Source organism: Flavobacterium frigidimaris (assembly GCF_002217275.1).
Lineage (GTDB): Bacteria > Bacteroidota > Bacteroidia > Flavobacteriales > Flavobacteriaceae > Flavobacterium > Flavobacterium aquidurense.
The window spans coordinates 1-22066 of sequence record NZ_MUGV01000021.1; the positions used below are offsets into that span (position 1 = coordinate 1).

At 35.3% G+C, this 22066-nt stretch carries 12 protein-coding genes; all 12 read right to left on the bottom strand.

Translation table 11 applies throughout. The features are described from left to right. Window positions 1–560, bottom strand: a 560-nt coding sequence (locus tag B0A65_RS13240; RefSeq protein WP_207556433.1) for a 6-phosphogluconolactonase, incomplete at its 3' end; no start/stop codon positions are given. 23 nt (window positions 561–583) lie between these two features. Then, window positions 584–1378 carry a gluconate 5-dehydrogenase gene (locus B0A65_RS13245; protein ID WP_074663108.1) on the bottom strand — a complete coding sequence of 265 codons (795 nt, stop codon included), beginning with the start codon at window positions 1376–1378 and terminating at the stop codon, window positions 584–586. A 32-nt stretch (window positions 1379–1410) separates the two neighbouring features. Beyond that, entirely contained in the window at window positions 1411–2541 is a 1131-nt protein-coding gene (locus tag B0A65_RS13250; RefSeq protein ID WP_074663105.1) for a DUF4861 family protein, read from the bottom strand. A 259-nt stretch (window positions 2542–2800) separates the two neighbouring features. After that, window positions 2801–6844 carry a hybrid sensor histidine kinase/response regulator transcription factor gene (locus B0A65_RS13255; RefSeq protein ID WP_074663102.1) on the bottom strand — a complete coding sequence of 1348 codons (4044 nt, stop codon included), beginning with the start codon at window positions 6842–6844 and terminating at the stop codon, window positions 2801–2803. Between the two features lie 94 nt (window positions 6845–6938). Then, window positions 6939–9674: a DUF4962 domain-containing protein gene (locus B0A65_RS13260; protein WP_242670280.1), complete on the bottom strand. Its 2736-nt coding sequence runs from the start codon at window positions 9672–9674 to the stop codon at window positions 6939–6941. Next, window positions 9646–11028 (bottom strand): sulfatase family protein, encoded by a 1383-nt coding sequence (locus B0A65_RS13265; protein ID WP_074663100.1) that lies wholly within the window; start codon window positions 11026–11028, stop codon window positions 9646–9648. Before B0A65_RS13265 ends, B0A65_RS13260 begins: the two co-directional genes overlap by 29 nt. A gap of 223 nt (window positions 11029–11251) precedes the next feature. Further along, window positions 11252–12199, bottom strand: a complete 948-nt coding sequence (locus B0A65_RS13270) for an ROK family protein (protein ID WP_083370515.1) — start codon at window positions 12197–12199, stop codon at window positions 11252–11254. Window positions 12200–12337: 138 nt separating this feature from the next. Further along, window positions 12338–12673 carry a hypothetical protein gene (locus B0A65_RS13275; RefSeq protein WP_074663097.1) on the bottom strand — a complete coding sequence of 112 codons (336 nt, stop codon included), beginning with the start codon at window positions 12671–12673 and terminating at the stop codon, window positions 12338–12340. Window positions 12674–12700: 27 nt separating this feature from the next. Next, complete coding sequence (locus B0A65_RS13280) at window positions 12701–14128, bottom strand: alpha-L-fucosidase (protein WP_074663094.1); 1428 nt, start codon at window positions 14126–14128, stop codon at window positions 12701–12703. 11 nt (window positions 14129–14139) lie between these two features. Beyond that, window positions 14140–16026, bottom strand: coding sequence for a RagB/SusD family nutrient uptake outer membrane protein (locus B0A65_RS13285; protein ID WP_074663091.1), 1887 nt, complete (start codon window positions 16024–16026; stop codon window positions 14140–14142). A 17-nt stretch (window positions 16027–16043) separates the two neighbouring features. Beyond that, window positions 16044–19199 (bottom strand): SusC/RagA family TonB-linked outer membrane protein, encoded by a 3156-nt coding sequence (locus B0A65_RS13290; protein ID WP_074663089.1) that lies wholly within the window; start codon window positions 19197–19199, stop codon window positions 16044–16046. A gap of 810 nt (window positions 19200–20009) precedes the next feature. Continuing rightward, window positions 20010–21989, bottom strand: a complete 1980-nt coding sequence (hepC, locus tag B0A65_RS13295) for a heparin-sulfate lyase HepC (protein WP_074663087.1) — start codon at window positions 21987–21989, stop codon at window positions 20010–20012. Window positions 21990–22066 lie beyond the last annotated feature (77 nt).

Genomic DNA, 22066 nt, shown 5'->3' on the forward strand with positions numbered 1-22066 from the left:
ACTCTTGTAATATGGTCTAAAGCTACCAAGCGGGTTTTAGAGTTTTGAAGTGAACCTGATTCGTTAAAACCGATATGTCCGTTTCCTCCAATTCCTAAAATCTGTAAATCGATACCGCCCAAAGCTTCAATTTTGGCTTCGTAATCGTGGCAATAGTCGGCAATTTGTTGTTTTGTTAAAAGTCCGTCGGGAACGTGGGCATTTTCAGGTAAAATATCGACATGGTCAAACAGTAATTCTTTCATAAAACGAACATAACTGTTGATAGAGTTGGGTTCCATCGGATAATATTCATCCAGATTGAAACTGATTACATTCTTAAAACTCAATCCTTCTTCTTTATGCAAACGAACTAATTCAGCATACAATCCTTTTGGTGAAGAACCAGTTGCTAGCCCTAATATGCACGATTCGTTATTTTCCTGCTTTGATTTGATAAGTGTTGCGATTTCTCTGGCAACTGCTTTAGATGCATCAATTGAGTTTTCAAAAACAACTGTATTAATGTTTTCAAATCTTTTTTCGAACCCTGTTGCTTTGTCAATTATACTTTTTATCATTTTAATCTCTTTTGAAATTTATACTAATCTTCATTAGATGGTTTTCCGATCGTAGCTAATATTCCACCATCAACATAAACAATATGACCGTTTACAAAATCACTTGCTTTTGAACTTAAAAAGATGGCAGCTCCTTGCAAATCCTCTGGATCACCCCAACGTCCGGCAGGTGTTCTTCCCATAATAAATTCGTTGAACGGATGGCCGTTTACTCTAATTGGTGCTGTTTGGCTTGTAGCAAAATATCCCGGACCAATTCCATTCGTCTGAATATTAAATTTTGCCCATTCGGTTGCCATATTTTTGGTCAGCATTTTTAATCCGCCTTTTGCTGCTGCATAAGCGCTTACCGAATCTCTGCCTAATTCACTCATCATCGAGCACATGTTTATAATTTTTCCACCACCACGCTGAATCATTCCTTTGGCAACGTTTTTAGAAACGATAAATGGGCCTGTTAAATCTACTTTTATTACGGCTTCAAAATCGGCAACTTCCATTTCTATGATTGGTGTTCTTTTGATGATTCCTGCATTGTTGATCAGAATATCTATTGGGCCAACTTCAGCTTCTATTTTGTTAATTGCGGCAATTACAGCGCTTTCATCGGTCACATCAAATAAATAACCGTACGCTTCAATTCCTTCCGATTTATATTCTGCAATTGCATTATTTACTGCTTCCTGTGAGGAATGATCGTTGACTACAATTTTTGCTCCTGCATGTCCAAGTCCTTTGGCCATTGCCATTCCTAATCCATGAACTCCTCCTGTAATAAGAGCAGTTTTCCCTGTTAAATCAAATAAGTTAATTGACATTTTTTTAGTTTATAGTTAATAATTGGTTGGTATTATTTTATGTTTACGATTAACGGATTGTTTATTTGCTGTTGAAAATTGTTCAAATAGTCAAACCATTGTTTTGAATTAGTAATTTTTCCAGCTTTATCCCAGGCAGCACCCGAATAATAGACGATAGGTTCGTTGCTTTTAAGTGTAGTTTTGGCTAGTATTTGTTCTTTATTAACCCACATAGTACTTACAGGAGTAGTTAAGATTGATGCCACACCTGTAGTGCCGTCCTTATCAAAAGTTGGTTCCCAATAGCCTAGAATACCTTGTTGTTCATTTAGTGCTATCACTCCAGCTTTCTCTCTTCTGATGATTCCAACAACAACCTCCAGAGCGTTATTGCCGTCGAAACTGTAAACGTTTTCAATACGGTTTAGTTGAGAACCGGCATCTATAGAAATTGTTTTTACTGCTTTAACTTTTATTCCGCCTGCATTCCAGCTATCAAATGTTAATTGAAAAGTTGAACGCAGCGGACCATTGTCCAACACTTTCCATTGATGATAATTGCCAGAATAACGGATTGTATCTTTTACAAATGGAGCCATATTTCCGGCACCCAATGTATAACCAACATGATAATAATCTAAGCCGTCGCCGTGATCTAAGTGATAGTCATTACGTTTATAGCGTTCGTTCAATACTAATTTATCAGTTCGTTTTACCCATACATCAAAACCGTATGCATCGCCTTCTGTTTTTTCTAAAGCTTTACCATAAGCCCTGAAAGCAATTTTATCATTTTCCCAGGCAAAATCATCAAGGCGCTCCGGTACATAACGAGCATATGTTTTGGCAGTAAATGTTTCCGGTTTCCCTTTTTGAATGAATAGGTTTAAAGATGATTTTGCTTTGATGTCTATCTGAACTAACAAGTTTTGAATAGCAGCGTTTCCATGATGTTCCAACTGATATGGCACTTGTTTTTTTGTATTGGCGTTGATTACTACAAAATTCAATGTATCTATATTTGAATAGGAGGAAAGGACAGTTGCCCATTTTATAGCAAGAACAGTTTCCTTTCGATCGAGAGCCGAATTATTCTGAATAGTTACTGTCGCTTTTGTTTGCGCATTAGAAGAAAATGGTAAACTTAATGCAAGTAAAAAAAGGATTTTAAATATTTTCATAAGGTCTATTTTAAGTTGTAAATGTTGTACTGTTTTATTTTTATTAAAAAAAAACGTTCAATTAAGGCATGATTCGGGCTTCTCACTCCAAAATGAATATTTCATTTGGGTAAGACTATGGCTTTCAAAATTGAAATTTGTAATTGATTTATGGCCGTACTAAAGGCCTTTTTTTAGCTGATTTCTAACTCAATAGAAATAGGATTGTAGTATTGTTATTCTTTTTTTTTGCATTGTATATTAGTTTGTGTTGTTTCAGTTATTCTTTTGTTTCGTCAAGTTTGGCCAAATATTCACTCGGCATACATCCATAATGTTGTTTGAATGCTGTCGAAAAATACGATGGTGAATTAAATCCGCACATATAGGTGATTTGTGCAATGGTGTATCGTTTACTTTGCATCAGTTCAACTGCTTTTTTAAATCGGATTCTCTTTATAAAATCCATCGCAGATTCGCCTGTAATGGCTTTTAGTTTTAAATAAAGATTAGAACGGCTCATTCCGATTTCTCTACTAAATTGGTCTACTGAAAATTCAGAATCCGCCAGATGATCTTCGACAATTTGGATCGCTTGTTTTAGAAATTCTTCATCAAGCACATTAAACGCGATATTTTCAGGTACCATTTCTTTACCAACCGAATAATATTCTTTTAGTCGTTTACGGGAACGTAACAAATTTGTAATTTTTGCCGCTAATAAAGGAGTAGAAAATGGTTTTGTAATATAATCGTCGGCACCCATTTCCAATCCTTTTAGTTGCTGGCTGGTTTCCGTTCTTGCTGTTAAAAGTATAAATGGAATATGTGATGTATTGATATTCTGTTTTACTCTTTTACAAAAGTGTAAACCATCCAGCTCAGGCATCATAACGTCGCTAATTATAAGATCGAAAGGTTGCATTTCTAAAAGATCCAAAGCCATCTGACCGTCAAAAGCCACCGTAACTTCATATATTTTGCTGAAATAATCCTGTAGATAATCTAAGATTTCTTTATTATCATCTACAATTAAAAGCTTGATTGGCTGATCTCTTTCGATTACTTCATTTTCTTCCGGTAACAAAGCATCGTCTGTTTCAAGTTCATTATCAGATATAATCGACAAATCGTAAGCTGATTCTTCAACATGCTGATCGTCTTTATAAACCTGATCAGCCATTGGAATCATTACTGTAAAAGTGCTTCCTTTCTGCATCGTACTTTCTGCAGTAATTTGGCCATGATGTAATTCGACCAAACGTTTTGTGAAGGCCAATCCAACACCGGAACCCAAATTCATCTCGCGATTATTTACCTGATAGAAACGGTCGAAAACCTTAGACAAATCTTCCTCGCTAATTCCGACCCCCGTGTCGGCTACCTTAATTTGTACTTTATCATTTTTCTTAATCAATTCAACATGTATGGTCTGACCAGCTTTGGTGTATTTAAAAGCATTTGACAAAAGATTAAACAGGATTTTTTCCATTGCATCTTTATCAAAATAGAATAACAACTGCGGTTCCTCGGCATGATACGTATAATGAATGCGGTTTTTATCTGAAAGTGGTTTAAATGATTCGAAAATTTCCTGTGTAAAATTCACTATATCACCTTTACCAACTTTAAGTTGTCGCGTTCCCATTTCGGTTTTTCTAAACTCAAATAATTGATCAACCAGGTTGTAAAGTCTTTTGGCGTTAATGAACATTAATTCGTGTTTCTTTTTAAATGTTTTGTCGATAAAAGGCATTTTTAATAACTCTTCTAATGGAGCTAAAATCAGTGTTAAAGGAGTTCTTAATTCATGAGAAACATTTGTAAAAAAGTCCATTTTTACCTGATTGATGTAATTCACTCTTTCTTTATCTATTCTTTCCAGTTTTAATTGTTGAACGGCTTTAATTCTTTCTTTTATGATTCTGTAACCGATGTAAGCCGCTGTACCAATAATAGTTAATAATAGTAATGAGAACCAGATTGTTTTATACCAGGGTGCCAGAATGATAATTTTTAAGCTTCGAACAGCACTCATTTCACCATTAGGTCCAATGGCTTTGATTTGGAAATTGTATTTTCCTGCGGGTAAATTGCTATAACTAACTTTCAATTCATCAGTGCGTTGCCAATCTTTTTCGATTCCTTCTAACTTGTAATAATAATATGTTCGATTGGAAGAAATATAATTAAAAGTGTTAAATAAGATGTTGAACTGCTTGTATTCCGGGCCAATTTCTAATTCATTTGATTGGTCGATGTGTTCTTCCAGAATATCAGTTTCATCACCAACAGCAACAGTTTTATTTAATACTTCGAGTGCCGTAAAACTAAGTTTCAATGGAAGTGGCTGCTGTTTTACCATTGAAGGATAGAAGTAAGAAAGACCTTTAATTCCTCCAAAAAGTAACATTCCGTCTTTTGCTTTATAAAAAGCATAATCGTTGAATTGCTTATTCTGCAAACCATCACTTTCATCAAATGTTTGTATAGAACCTTTGTCAGGGTTGAATTTAATTAAACCGCTGTTGGTAGAAATCCATAAACTTCCATCATCATCCGGAATAATTCCATAAATAGTTTCTTTGACAAAATCTTTTCGGGCATTAAAACTTATGAAAGATTCCTGAGTTTCATCATACAATCGTAATCCTTCTCTGGTTCCAATCCAGATTCTGTGTTTTTGATCTTCAGTAATACAGTTTACGATATCGTCGCTTAGTTTGCCATGTCCAATATTTCCAAATAAAAGAGTATCCGGATAAAAAAGTGTTACGCCATTTGTGGTTCCAATCCAGATTCGGTGTTTGCTATCTTCAAATAAAAATGTAATATCATCAGAAGCCAGACGCTTGCCTGCTTTATCAAGATGAATATGTGTAAAGGTCTTCGTTTCTGGATGGAACTGATCTAATCCGGATCTGGTTCCGACCCAAATACGACCGTTTGAATCTTTTAATATGCTATAAACCAAATCGCCGGCAATGGTGTTGGGATTATTCTCATCATGACGAAAACGCTGCACAGAACCCGTATTTGGATTGAGTAAATTAAGCCCCCCATTATGAGTTCCAATCAATACATTTCCGCTATCATCAAAAGCAATTGCTTTTATATTATTTGAACTTAAGCTATTAGGATTGTTTTCGCTATTCGAAAAATAACTAATTGTGTTCGCGTTTTTGTTCCAGTAATTTATGCCTTTGTCATTACTTCCAATCCAGAAATTACCTTTTGCATCTTGTTTGATAACGCCAATAACTTCGTCATTTAAAGATGGTTTTCCTGAGTTCTGACTTAGAAGATTAAATTTAATATCACTTTTATGATAATAATTTAAACCGCCATAATAAGTTCCTAACCAAATTCCGTTTTGTTTGTCTTTAAAAAAACAACGAACTGAGTTTTGGCTAATTGTATAAGGCTGTGATATTTGATGGTAATAATTGCTGAAAGACTTTGTATTTGGGTTAAAAATACTAAGGCCTCTAAAAGTTCCAAGCCAAATATTTCCGTCGGTATCTTTGCCAACACACCTGATATTATTATCTGCAATACTATTTGTTCCTGAGCTGTGTAATAAGGAAGTAGTTTGGCCATTTTTAGCATCAAAACGAATTACACCATATCCTTCGGTTGCAACCCAAAGTATTTTTTCATCTATATAAACATCGTTGATATAAGGCTTTTTTACACCCAAATCAATTTTAATCAATTGATGATTATTGGATTTTAATTTAAAAAGGCCAACATCTGTTCCTAAAATAATTTGTTTTTGCCAAAGACCGATGTAAGCAATTTTCTTAATTTCATGAGAAGAAGCGTTAAACTTAATCGAGGTAAAATTTTGGGCTTCCGGAACAAGAACGAAAACTTCACCTGTAATAGAAGTTGCCCATATTTTGTGCGCACTATCTTCTGTTATAGCCGAAATATACCATTCGCCAATACTTCTTGGAAGTTTGTAATTTGTAAAACTATCTGTGTCATAATTGTAAACACTAATTCCTTGATTTCCACCAACCCATAATTGTCCTTTATGATCTGTAAATAGGCTTCGAATGTAATAGGATTGCAAACTATTTTTAACATTCTTGATTGGTCTATAAACTTTAAAACCTTTACTGTCATAACGATTTAGTCCGTCCTGAGTTCCAATCCAGATAAAACCCAATGTATCTTGCTGAATGGCAAAAACTGAACTTTGCGACAAGCCTTTATCGACCGAGATATTACGAAAATACCGGTCCTGAACTTGCGCATGGCTTTTAGTTGTGAAAAGAACTATGTAGAAAAGCGCTAAGAGAGCAATCGTTTTCTTCATAAAAGTTTAAATTATTAATTGTTTTTGCCCGGTCTTTTTCTCTAAATTAGAGTAATTCAACTCTAATTTAGAGAAAAAGTAGACATCTTGTTTCTTAATTCTTGTCATATTTAGCAACGTCCGGCAATTCATCGACAGCTTCTTGCCTGTTTACTTTTGAACCCTCCAGTTCTACTAGTACGGAACTACCTTTTATTTTAGGGACATAAGTTTTACCTTGAAAATTAATTGGTAAATCGCCGTAACTAAATAGTGATTGAACTATTTTATTTGAAACCTGTAAAGAGACCGGTTTTTCTCCATCTAATTGTGCTTTTATTTCCCAATCTCCAACTTTTAATTGCGATAAACCATTTTTGTCTGAAACTGTTTTAACCACTTCTGTTTTACCGTCTTTGATTTGGATAATCGTTAAATATCTGAATTTTTGTTTTGGCTCAGAAGTGATTCCGGCATGCCATTGATCTTTAAATTCCTTAATTTGACCTTCGTCATTTGTTACCTTGTTCCAGTTTACGGCAGCTTCAAAGAACTTGTTATGAACCGTCATTTTTAATGGACTATTAGCAAAAACACTGGCAGTTACATTTCCTAAATCTGTTTTTACAATAAAGTTTTGTTGTTTGGCATTCGCCGAATCTTCTCCTTCAATTGTATAATACGGGCAATGAAATTGAGTGGTCCATTTTACGGGAGTTTTTGCTTCTAATTCATCATAAAGCACAATATAGCCACCCTCTAATTGCAGCATATGCCTGCGGTACAAAGTCACTCCTGAATCTCCGTAACCATTTTCTTTGCTTGGTACAACATTGATTTGTTTGAATCTGTCCAGCCAGAAATCACTTTTAATTTCGCCATAAGCATTGCTCGCATCCCCCAAAGCATATTGAATGTGTTTGCCAGAAATAGCTCTCGGAATCCAGCCATAACCTTCTTCTCCAATTTTTTGATTTAAGCTATCGGCCAAAATCGTATTGTACGCTTTTGATGTTCTATAATACAAAAGATTGTGTTTGTCGCTAAAATTGCTGTAATAACCAGTTCCGCCAAAGATTACTTTTCCTTTATAATTGATAGTAAAAGCATTTTGCGAAGCATGACCATGGCCTGAAGAACCAAACGGACTACTGAACAAATAACTGCTTAATGTTTTATTGGCATTAGCCAAATCTTCGTGCATGGCTACAACTCCTACATCTCCAAATTTGCGTGTTTTAGGCAGGTTTTCGGGTGAGGTCGAAGGCAGTTTTCTATTTGGTTTATAATTTAATAATCTAAAAAATAAGAAATCGTCTGTTCCGTGGTAATAAGCTGGATATTCTTTTTTTATACCTTCAACATACCAGTTTAAATACGGATTGTTCATTTTGTAAGTAAGTGCGTCTGCAAACCAGGCTTCGCCCTTTACGATGTAGGGAATGTTTTCCCACATATCACCAATAGCAGTACTTGCAGCACCGTTTGGATGTGTGTACAACATATAGTACGGTAGGTTTTCCATCCATGGTAATTTGAAATAATCCACACCACTGAAATCACCAAACATTTGTGATAAGTATATAATTGATTTAAAATTTACCCTGAAATAACCATTACCTTCATGCCATCCGCCGTCTGTTGTGCCTAATACCGGAAAGCGTGCTGACCAAACTTCATACATATAAGTTAGCCATTCTTTGGCTTCAGGAACATCGTTAATTACCGCTACCGTTGCAATTGCCAGGTTGCGTAACGTGATTTGCCAAACGTGATTATCGCTTACGTGTAATTCAAAACGATTTGGCAAATGCTCATAAACTCTTCGACCTCTAATAGTGATGATGTTTTTGAATGTTTCTTTTTCTTCTGGCGTTAAAAATTCGTAACCCGTGTCATAAAACCAGCCTAAAGCTTCGAGTACTGCACCACTTGTAAAATCATCACCAGTTGCTAATCCATTCGGATTCATATTGGCTATATTTAAAGCTCTGCGCTTTGCGTCTAAAATAAAACGCTTGTCTTTTGTTAATTGGTAGGCGATGCATAAATTGCGAACCGGATTACCTACAGCATCACCAAATCCGTGATACATTCTTTCTATAATTATTTTTTTCTCTAATTTATTTTTTCCTGTTGTATCAATTACCCTCTGTGGTTGCTCTGTCGGAAGAGGGGCCAACATTAGTTTTTCCGCGAAAGCGATAAATTTTTTAGCTTCCGGATTTTCCAGATTATTGCGATAAAAATCTTCGCCAATACGGTTCATGTCCCATAAAAGAGGATGTGAACCTTCGTTTCTTTTGAGAACTTCAGTTATTGGCGGAGATACTTTTTGATCAGCATATTTGGCATCGACCACAAAATCGTAAACAGATGACCATGTCCATTGATTACTGCCTTTTAAAGCGTAAGCATATTTCCAGTACCATTTTCCAGATTTTAGTGCCTGATGCAACGGATAAACCGCCCAACGCTGTTCAGAACTAGTAAGCAAATCTTTAGTAAAATTTATATCGCTTGCCAACATTATTTTATAGCGGACATTGCCAATATTGGGATCTTCAGGAACTTCACTACCACTTTCCATTGGTTTTACCATTTCCTTACCATTTGTTGCGGGCCAAAGCAGGGCAGGAGCATTGGTTGGCACCGTAATTCCGTTTACAGGATAAGGCCATTCACGCACTCTTGAATGTAGTTTTTCTGCAGTCAGTTTTATTGTAGCAGAAGTTTGCTGACCGAAAGTATGAAGCGTTATAATGGATAAGAATAAGACAAATATATTTTTATTGATCATGATATTTTTTCTTTTAATCGGATTATAATCCTGAATTGAATGTGTCTCCATTGTTTTTGCACCATTGTTTTAGATAACGACGCATACTAATGAGCTTCTTTTTATAAGTTTTGTCTACCGCAAGATTGGTTATTTCACCAGGATCTTTGCTCAAATCAAAAAGCTGTTCTTTAATAACGCCTTTGTTGTAAACTATATATTTGAAATCTTTGGTAATTACAGAACGCCCGCTGATACCTAAAAGGTCTTCATTATCGGCAAAATCAGTTTCGATCACCAAAGTATCCCGTAATTTTTCTTGGGGATTTTCTATTTTTTTGCTGATGTCAATTCCTTTTAAATATGCTGGTTTTGGAACTCCGGTAAAACCGCAAATAGTTGGAATGATATCTGTTCCGTTGCAAACTAACAAATCATCAGTTCTTGGTTTCCATTCGCCAATTTTCGAAATGATGAAAGGTATTCTGGCCGATTCTTCGTATAAAATTTGCTTCTGGTTCCAACTATGTCCTGCATAACCATCACCATGATCTGCAGTAAAAATGATAATGGTGTTTTTTTCGATACCATACTTTTTAAGCGATGCCAGTACCATTTCTATATAACTGTCTACTTTTTCAACTAATCGGTTATAAGCCCAACGATATTGACGCCATTTTTCAGGTGAATAATTTACAGAAGGATAGGTGCGCAGGCCAACTGTTTTTTGCTGATCGCGAACAATTTTAGGTTCATTAGCAGGAATTTGCCAGTTTGCAGGCAGTGCCGGACATTGATCTGGAGGCGGTGCATCTTTTAAAATATCCATTTTTAAATCTTCATCGCGGGCCCATTCGCAAATATCATGCGGATTTAAAAAAGAAGCTACAAGAAGAAAAGGGGTATTTTTATTTTCTTTAATAAAGCGAGCGCAAAAAGAAGGCGTCGCTGCATCATTATAATCCAGAAAATTGGTATTTTCAATGAATTCAAAACCATGTTGGCTTTTCTTAGTTGTGGGAACAGGTAAATGCCATTTACCAACATAACCGGTTTTATAACCTCCGTTTTGAAAAATTTTCCCCACCATTAGGAGATCTTCCGGCCATTGACCGTCTTTTTCCGGTGCATTGCCAATAAAACCTGTTTCAAAAGGCATTTTTCCACTCATTATGGCAGAACGCGATGGCGAACATAATGGCTGCGCACAATAAGCTTTTGTAAAACGAACTCCGTTTTGTGCCAGTTTATCCATTGCAGGTGTATGCAAATCTTTGTTACCGGCAATACTCATGGCATCAGCAGTTTGCTGATCGGTCATGATTATAAGGATATTAGGACGAGAATTGGTTTGTGCACTGGTTAATAACGGAGTATTAAATAAGCTCAACAGACACAAAATCAATATGTTTTTTTGAAACATCATAGCTACCTAATTTTAATAAATTGTTTTCGGTTGGTAAAGGATATAAATTCAAAACGAATGTAATCATCAATATTTTTGTAGAGTTTTGAATTTGTTCAAAATGATATTAATTTTAGCTAAAACCTTTAGTAACGGTTGATTTGAGCGCTATTATTCAAGTATTTAAAGTAATAGATTTATAATTGATAAGATAATTCTTTCAAAGTTTAATTGTATTGAAAATCTAAACTTTAAATTTTTGAAAAGCAATGGCGCAAGCACCTAACAATCCGGCTTTGTTGCCTAAATCTGCCGCTACTATAGTACTGTGGGCAAAAGCAACAGGAATAGCAAAGGTTTTTACTCTTTTTGTTAGTTCATCAATATAAAACTGACCCGCTTCACTAATTCCTCCACCAATAATTACTTTTTGAGGACTAAATATATTTACAAAGTTTACAATACCGGCAGCTAAATAATCAAAATGATGTTGCATGGTGTTGAGGGCATGATCTTCTCCTGACAGATATTTTTCGATGATAGTTTTGCCGTCAATGTTTTCTTCTGATGAAGGATTTTGAGTTTTGTAATAATTGATTAATGCTGTAACCGATGCATAAGTTTCCAGACAACCTCGTCCACCACAATTGCACAACATGCCATTTTGCTGAATTACAGTATGTCCTAATTCACCGCCACGATTTTTATAGCCGCTATAAAGTTTTTTATTAATCATAATAGCGCCGCCAATACCTGTACCAATGGTTAGAAAAACAGCATCAGTACTATCTTTGGCTGCGCCGTAAATTAATTCGGCAAGTCCCATTAGGTTGGCATCGTTATCAATTACAATATTATGCCCGGTTAAATCTTTTAGAATTTTACCCAATGGCAATTGTTCAAAACCAGGCAAATTCACGCCTCCACCAATAATAACATCCTCTTCAATAAGACCAGGAAAACCAATTCCGATACCTACAATAGGTTTTTTTAATTGATCTGTACATTGTGTTATCGCGTTGACCATTAAGCTTATAATTTCAGCTTCGGTTTTGGCATCTTTTAAGGATACTATAAAGGAAAATAAGATTTCTCCCAGTTCATCAACAACACCACATTTAAGTGAAGTACCACCAATATCTATTCCGATTGCGTATGATTTTGAAATTGGTGTATCGTTTAAAGTAATCATAATGGTAATTTATTTTATTATTTCTTTCTCTTATAAACAGTTAATGCAGAACATAGTTCTGCATTAATGTCCATAAACTTATTCAATTCTAAATAATATTCAATCATTTATTTTGTTTCTTTTAAATGACAACTATTATTATTTCGTTTTATCACTCAAAGATTTTCCAAAATCACGCCATGTTTGAAATTGTGCAGGCGTTAAAATTGCTTTTTCTTTTGCAGTAATATCTTTTTTCCAGGTTGCTAATTTTTCTTGTCTTTGATCATAAAATAGTGCAGGATCATCTTTAATAGCCTTTTGACCTTTTCCGTTTTCAGCAATCAGGTCGTGCATTTTTTGTCTGTTGACCTTGCTTAGTTTCATTACTGTAAAGATTGAATCTCGTAGTACTTTCATGTCTTTAGGTTTGTCCTGTGCAAACGTAGTGGTAGCTATTAATAGTAAACTGAATACTAATACTATCTTCTTCATAATTTTGGTTTTTTCGTTTTAAAAAAATTAAAATGCAAAAGCTAGGGCAGCTGTTTGTTTGCCGATTAACTCTTTGGGTACTTCTACAATAATAGTATCTCCTTCCTGTTTCCAGTTTACGTTTTTACCAGAAGAAATCAGTTTTATTTTTTTTCCTTTTACAGGCACATTTCCTTTCCATTGTATTGTTACGGGTATAGTTGTTCCCTCTTTAATACAACAAATAGCATATTTAGTTTTGCTGTCTTTTGATTGTGTAAACCAGGTTGAACCGCTGTTATAGTTTTCTGTAATTCGTGTCCCATAAATTGCTTCACCATTTAGTTTTAGCCAGTCACCAATTTCTTGCAATGGTTTATTTACATACTCCGGAAATTCTCCTTCTGGTGTTGGTCCGAAGCCTAAAAGCAAATTCCCTCCTTTTGCGACTACTTCAACTAAAGTTTGTACAATCCAAGTACCTGATTTTATCGGCGTCTTTTTTGTATAACCCCATCCTTTTGCTAAGGTTAGACAGGTTTCCCAAGGGTCTTTTAGCTGTTCCTTTGGTATGGTCAACTCTGGTGTACGATAGTTTTCGTAAGGTCCGTGAACGGTTCTGTCGACAACCAGAATTCCAGGTTGTTTTTCTCTCGCCATTTTGGCAATACGTGACATATCAACATCTTGTGGATATGGCGGATAATAAGATTTATTACTTTGAACGTACGCTTTTTCCATTTCTCCTGGCTGGGGATTACGTATCCAGCCGCCATCTAACCATAAAATATCAACTTTACCATAGTTGCTTAAAACTTCCCCAATTTGATTATAGGTGAAATCTTTAAATTTTTGCCATTGTTTGGGAAATTCGATAGTATTGTAATTTACATTACGGTTTACAGTTGCAAAACGCGGCCACCAAAAACATTCAGAATGCCAATCGGGTTTTGAAAAGTAGGCACCAATCATCATTCCTTGTTTACGATAAGCTTCAAATATATACTTCGTTACATCGGCTTTCGGATTGTTAGCAAATGGACCATTAGTAATTTTGAAATCATTTTCTTTGGTATCGAACATTGAAAAACCTTCATGATGTTTCGTTGTAAAAACCAAGTATTTCATTCCGGCATCTTTTGAAATCTCAGCCCATTTCTCCGGATTAAACTTTACCGGATTAAATTTTTTAGATTGGTCCCAATACCATTTTTTATATTCTTCATATGTTTTTGTTGTGTCTCTTCGTTTCCAAAGTTCATTAACCAATGGCCAGGATTCGTTCATTGCATTTTGACTGTAAAGTCCCCAATGTAAAATAACGCCAAATTTTAAATCCTGCCATTTGTCTAATTTCTCGCGAACTAATGGATCAGTAGGGTACTCATATTCTGAGGATGCATTATGTACGTCTACTTGAGCCTGGATGAAAGCGGGGAGAGACAAAATGATGAATAGAACTAGTTTTTTTAGCATAAGATAAAAAATTAATATTTTGGATTCTGACGTGTAATCGACTTGTTTACATCAGTTTCATTTTGCGGAAAAGGATATAATTCATGTTTGCCTGCCACAAAATTGGCAATTGACGGATAAAAATAATTGGAACGAATAAGTTTTACAGCCGCGTTTGTTTCGATTATTTTATCAGATAATATTCCCCATCGAATTAAATCGGCTCTGCGCATACCTTCTCCGGAAAGTTCCCAGGCTCTTTCTTGTTGAATTGCCTTAAGAAAATCAATTTTACTCAGTCCTGTTGGCAAATTCATTTCGGCAGCCGTAGGTTTAGGTAAAATTCGTGCTACTGCTGTTGCTCCGGAACCTTTACCGTCTGTAGTTGTAATAGTTACTGTTGGTACAGAAGTATAACCATCTCCAGAACGTAACATCGTAATTGCGCTAATACCACCACTTGCAAGCGTTACCACCGCTGCAGATGCATCGCTACCACCACCGCCGGTAATTTGTATAACAACATTAGCAGCATTGGCATATCCGGTGCCTTTATTTACAATGTCAACAGCAATTCTGCTGCCCGCGATATCTGCTCCAAAACCTCTTTTTCGTACTTGGTTGACAGCGTCATAAGCAACTGGATTTGGACCTTCGTTTAACTCGTTTTCAACTTCAGCACGCATCAATAATAAATCAGAATAGCGCATTACTACCCAATTGATATGAGTATAACTTCTTTCCACAGTAGAATTAGTTTGGTATTCACGACTCCATTTGGCCGCTGTCCAGGCTTCATCTTGTCTGGCAGTTACAAGTGGCAATTTATTTCCAACATTATTGATAGAATAAGTTGCAATAGAAAAATCTCTTCGCTGATCGCCTGTTTTAAAAGTATTATAAAATGGTTTAGGAACTAAACATCTCCCTATTGAATTTGGATATATACCAGCAGCAGTAAGCGGTCCATTAAAATAACCAACCCATGAACCATTCCCCATAGTTCCTGCCGGATTGTAAAAAGCTACCTGAAAGATGTTTTCAGTAGGTTCTAAAACATGTTGACATTGGTTTTTAAAAACTTTAGCATAGGACGTATTCAGCTTGTATGGATTTTGGGCCATAACCTCATTTATTTTTTCCTGTGCCAATTTGTAATACTCTTTGTAATTAGCAGGACGTTTCATAGTTCCGTCCGGACTTAAAGAATATCCTCCGGCAAACAATGCAATTCTGGCTAACATGGCTTTGGCAGCCCATTTATTAATGCGTTCATCGGAAGGTGTTTCTGCCGGTAATACAACAGCAGCTTCCTCCATATCTTTTATAATCTGGGTGTATATTTCCTGACGATCTACTAAACCACCTTTTAGATTATCTCCAGATTGTGAGCTTTTTGTTTTGAATGGAACATCTCCCCAAAGACGGACAAGTTCAGAATAATAGAAACCACGTAGAAATTTTGCTTCACCAATAAATCGGTTCAATTGCTCTTGTTGCGTTTGGGTTCCGTTTTTGTACAATTCCATTTGAGGAATTCTTTCAATCACAACATTTGCTCTGTCGATTCCTTCGTATAATTTACTCCAAACGTTGTAAAATATTGCGGTTTGAGAAATTCCCTGATAATGTGCAATCAAACGCCATTCATCAGCACCCACACCACTCAATTGACTAATATCAGTATCAGCATCAAAAATTAAAGGGATGTTATAACCATAAGTATCAAGAGACGACATTGATTCATATACTCCTAAAGTGGCCATATTAGCTTCTTCTGAATTAGAAAAAAAGTTGGCTGTTGTAAAGTAGGAGTAGGGTGTAACTTCTAATTCTTTATCACAGGAATTAAGAGGCAATAAGAGACAGGCAATACCAGCTGCAATAAGGACTCTGCGGGAAAATATATATTTTTTCATTTTTCGAAACTTTAAAATTATAGTGAAATATTTAAGCCTGTAACAAAAGATTTACTTCTTGGATAAGCACTAAAGTCAACTCCTCTTGTTATGGCGTTATTAAGAACACTTACTTCCGGATCGTAACCAGTATACTTGGTAAACGTATATAAATTATAAGCTGTAAAATAGATTCTCAAATTTGAGATTTTAGATTTTTTCAGCCATTCTTTCGGTAATGTATAACCAAGACTTATATTGTTGATTCTCAAAAATGAACCGTCTTCAATAATATCACTATATAAACGACCAGTTGCATTACCATTATAAACCGGATTGGTTTTACCCACATTTAAAGCTGCCAATTCATCAGGATTTGTTACACGTTGTCCGGCTGCATTAACAGTAGTCCATCTGTCAGCATAGATGGATAATGAATTTAGGTTTTCAAAATTAAGTCTTGAGTTGTTCAGCGTGTTTGCATTGTAAATATCATTTCCTACCGTAAAATCAAGGAATACACTTAGATCTATTCCTTTATAACTAAAAGTATTGTTTAAACCTCCTGTGTATTTCGGATTTGCATCTCCAATAGTTGTTCTGTCTAAATCATTGATCACGCCATCAGGCACTCCATTTGGACCATTTATATCTTTAAATTTTATAAATCCGGGTTGCACGACAAGATTGTCGCTAACTACGCCTGATTTTAAAGTATAAGTGTTAAGTGTCGAATTATAATCAAAATCGCTTACCTGATATAAACCATCACGAACATAACCATACATCGTTCCTACTGGTTTTCCTACCTGTAAAATGTAATCGCTTTTATCTGTATAGCTATTGGTTATTAATGACGTTTCGCCTTCACTTAAGCTAAGTACTTTTGTTTTATTAAAAGCAATATTAAAAGTGGTATTCCAAATAAAATTATCATTTTTGATATTCACCGTATTTAAAGTGAATTCAATTCCTTTGTTAGAAGTTGAGCCAATATTCTGAAATTGTTTTTTGAAACCTGAACTTGCCGGAACACGCGTGTTATAAAGTAAATCTTTAGAACGGTTGTCATACAATTCTGTTGTGAGGGAAATTCTTTGCTTAAAGAATCCTAAATCAAAACCAATATTGGTCGATTTTGTAGCTTCCCATTTCAAGTATGGATTAGGTAGGGTATTTTGAAAAGCGGTAATATTTACCTGATTGTTTAGCGGATAAGATCCGGAATTGAAAATACCTAATGCAGCATAATTGGCAATTCGGTTGTTTCCGGCTTCACCATAACTCAAACGAAGTTTCAAATCAGAGAAAGCAGGTACACTTCTCATGAAATTTTCCTCAATTATACGCCAGGCGGCAGAGACAGAAGGGAAATATCCCCATTGATTTTCAGTTCCGAATTTAGAAGATCCATCAGCTCTTAAACTGGCAGAGAATAAATACCTGTTTTTAAAGGAATAATTTGCTTTTCCGAAAAATGACAGCAATTTATCATCTTCAGCAAATGTTGTCGGAATTCCGGCAATAGTTCCCAGTTGTAATTTGTCCCAACCTAAATTAACGCCGGGAAAAGCAGAAGCTGTGGCTGTAATTCCTTCAGCATAATTATAAATATACTCCTGTCCAACCGTTGCATCAAATTTGTGGTCTGCTCCAAAAGCTTTGCTGTACGTTAAAACGTTATTGTAATTTAAACGGGTCGAAATATTGTGTGTAACTCCTCCGTTTGGTCCCCCGCTTCTGATCGCCTGAATACCGGTAGCATCGTTAAAATATTTGCTTTTATCGCTATTGTCAGTGTAACTAACTAAACCACGATAAACTAAGTCCGGGGTAATGTTATATTGCAACTGCATGCTCATATTAAGAGATCGGTTAACAGCTTCTCTTTTTTGACTTTCAATCGTAATAAGCGGACTTTGAAATGTTGGGGAAGATTGATTGTCTAAAGGATCTACCACTAAATATTTAAGATCTTCATCAGATCCATTTTTTCCAATTGTTGGTCTGTACTGAAGTAAATTCTGCAACATGTTCAATCTGGTATTTCCGCCTTCCTGGGTAGATAAACCTGTTATTTTTTGACTTGAATAATTGACAATGGCAGTTACAGTAAATTTTTTGCTTACATTGTTTGTTACAGCTAGTTTTGCAATGTTTTTTACAGAACCACTTCCTATCATAATCCCCTGATCATTGTTAACAGAATAAAAAGCGTTGTATTTAGTATCGCTCTCTCCACCACTAATACTAATTTTATGATATTGGCTTTCTACTGCATTTCCAAAAACTTCATCTTGCCAATTAACTCCTGCTCTGTTTTTATAAAGTCCTTCCAGTTCATTAAATGTCCCAAAATTATTCTCAAATTTCTGTAATCTTGCCGGATCATCAAGTACGCCTTCGTACATTAACTGAACATATTGATATGGATTCATAACCGGAATCTCTTTAGCAATGGTTTTGATACCACCATACGTATCATAACTTAAAGTAAGTTTTCCTCCTTTTGGTTTTTTAGTAGTAACCAAAATAACTCCATTTGCTCCCTGAGCACCATAAATAGAGGTAGATGATGCATCTTTTAATACATCCATAGACTCAATATCCATTCCATCTAAAAAAGCTAAACCGCCCGTTTGTGCTACACCGTCAACTACGTACAAAGGTTCGTTGCTTTGAGTGATTGAAGTTCCTCCTCTAATTCTCAATGAAGGTTGAGCGCCCGGAGTTCCGTCAGGCATTGTCACCTGCATACCGGCGATACGACCCTGCAAAGCCTGAGCAACGTTTTGAACCGGAATTTTTGCCAATTCATCCCCTTTTATAGAAGATATCGCTCCAGTAAGGTTTTTTCTCGTTTTGGTACCGTAACCCACTACAACTACCTCATCCAGATTATTGGTGTCGTCCAGTAATTTTGTGTCTATAGTTGTTCGGCCTTTAATCTGTTCTTCTTTCGATTTTGTTCCCAGGTAAGAGAATACCAATGTAGCATTAGATTTTAGTTTGATTTGATATTCACCATCTATCGAAGTAGTAGTACTGTTTTTAGTTCCTTTTTCAGAAACTGTTGCTCCTGGCATTGGCATGTTTTGCGCATCAGTTACTACACCCTTTATGGTAATAATATCCTGACCATACATAACTGTACAAGCGGTAAGCAGTAAAAATAAAAATATAGTCCTTTTCATAATTTTTTTTAAATTGAAATAAGTGCGATCTTATTCCTAATTGATATTATTTAAGTTTAGTTTTCGTCTTGTCAAATAAATTGTCCGCTTTCTTGTTGTATTACCAAATGATATTGATCAAATGATTCCGGCAAGATTATGAGCTAAATTTCAAAACTATTTTTGAAATAGAATTGATAAAATGGTACTTGTCATTTTCATTTTATCAATTGTTCAATTTTGTTAGCGGAGAAAATTATAACAATAAATTAACTTGCAAAAGGGGCTGGGGAATTTTTCGTCTCGTAAACAAAAAAAGATTCTGTTCTGTTCGGTTCATTTTTTTTGGATTGGTCATGTTTTTTTTGATTTTAATAAAAACAAATATATAAATCGGCTCTGCAGAAGAGTTTTGAAAACGTCCAAATAACTATTGATTTTGATTAATAATGCTTTAATAATTATTAAAACCCCCTTTGAAATCAGGCTTTTGTGCTGTTTTGTTGGTTTGTTTTTTATAAAGAAAGTGTTGTTTTTACTGAGCTGTTCTGAAATATTTTGTGTTTGATAAAAGTTAAATTAAAGCCAGTACATTGTTAACGAAAACGATGTAATTTTTGATGAAATAAGGTCCGAAAAGTATATGTTCCTTTTTTCTTTTTCAGATAAAACTGATAAAATTAAAGTTGAAATTGCCAAGTGGATTTTAAACTAATTGAAATGAAGTACAGAAAAGCAATCTTTAAATCTGGTTAAGAGAATTTGATGATAAAAAAAGACGCCTAAAAGAAAACTTTTAGGCGTCTGTAGTAACTGTAGAAGAAAAATTACTTACTCTTTCAGTGTCGCTTTTATGTCACTTTTTTTGCCATCAATGATAATGTTTAAACTAATAATTCCGTTTTCAAAATCATTATCTGTATTTGGTTTAATGCTTATTTCTGGCGCTTTATTTCCGTTAAATGGATATAGTACAGTTATGAATTGTTGTGTTGTAGGGTCGCTTTTTGTTTTTTCGAAAACAAAAGCAGGTCTGGCGATTTCTTTCGCATAGGCATACGATACTTTTCCTTCTTCTTCATTCAGTGTTACTTTATCCGAATTTAAAGATTGAATCAAAAGATTATTACCGTCTGCATAAGTCGTATAAACTTTATTATTGGCTTTGTCAAAAACGGGCTTACTGTCTTCTTTTAATTGAAAATGAACACCCAGATTTCCTGTCGCAGAACCAATGGCTTTGTCAATAATCACAAAATATTTCTCATCAATAAAAAGAACAGAACGCTGGTGATTCAAATTCGTATAACTTGGATTTGTATAGGTAAGTAGATCCAGATTTTTACTGGTTTTCCACTTGTTTTGCTCCGCTTTGGTAATGACCATATTCTGATTGTCCAATGTCAATGTCGAGTGACCTTTCGTCTGACGGAACCAATTTCTCATCTTAGTTACTTCGGCATCACCACTATAAATGTAGCAACCTGTATCTGGTGTAAAATTGCGGCCTTTCACAAACAGTTCAAAAGTACCATTATCAGGTTGCGCATGAAATTCACCCGGAGGGCTGGCTTTTAAAATTAATACAGTCGATTTAGCATCCCATCCGTTACGGAAAGTGTAGAAACCTGCGTCTGGCAATGCTGTTGATAAGAAATCAATTGCACCTTCTTTACCGTCTGTAGCAAAATATTTTATAATCTGATTATTTGGAAACACATTTGACCAGCTTTGAAATTGCTTTAACCTCGAAGATTTTTCCTGCACCCAGGAATCACCAAACATAGGATTGTTGTAATCAGGAAAAGATATTTTTGTTATTGCCACCATCATATTTTCGATCGTTTTAACATAACTGTCCGGAAATTCTTTTTCAACGCCAGCGAGTTTTGCCGAATTGTAGGCTTTTAGAAAAATATCGATACTAGCTACGTGGTATACTGGCGAAAGTTCAAACTGAACACCATCAGGATAAACTTGTTTTTTTATTTCTGTAGTAAGTATTTCGATACCACTTTTACGCCAGTTTTCGGCCAGTTTAAACTCAGGGAAAATAGCTCCGGCACCCAAAACGCGTTGTGCTTCAAATAACAAATGATTACCATCTTTGGTATAATGTTGTGTAATATAAGCAACCTGTTTGTTGTACAGGTTTAAAAAGTCAAGCAAAAAGGACGGCGTAAAATTTGGTGAATTCACAAATAGATTAAAGGTACCCGGGAGGCTCTGTATACGATCAGAAACTTCTAGCGGACGCCAGGCGTAGCTGTCGTTTTCTTGCGATTTACCCAATGGATTTTTGGCTTCCCAATCGCTAAATTGAAAAATCCATTCTTTCGCATATTTTTCGTCGCCTGTACTGCGATACGCTATTCCCATTGGCTGCCACCATGTTACACGATGAAGTTGCCAGCGTACCTCATTGTCTTTTACAGGCCAGTATTCCCAGTTAATATTTTTACCATAATCGTAAAAACCATACCCTTTTTGAGGCTGAAATTTATGTAATAAGGCATTGTCAGCTTTTTCCTGATTGGCTTTTCCAATATCTTTTCCTTTAAAACTGGCCTCGTCACCTATGTTAAATTCAGGATGTTTGATGTTTTTTCTATTTCGATAATAGTCTAATAATGTTTTTGCTGCATCCTCGTATTTACCGGACGTATAGAGTTTGTTCACTTTTTCTAAACCAGGGTAATTAAGATTGATAGCATCAAAACTTTCTTTTTTTATTTTTGCTTCTTGTGCTTTGGTCAGACAAACCGTCATTAGCATAAAAAGTAATACTGAAGTTGTTTTTAGATTGATCATTAGATGTTAATTAAAATATAGTATATGTTTTTTTATATAAACAAGAAGCTATTTTTGATATCAAAAATAGCTTCTTA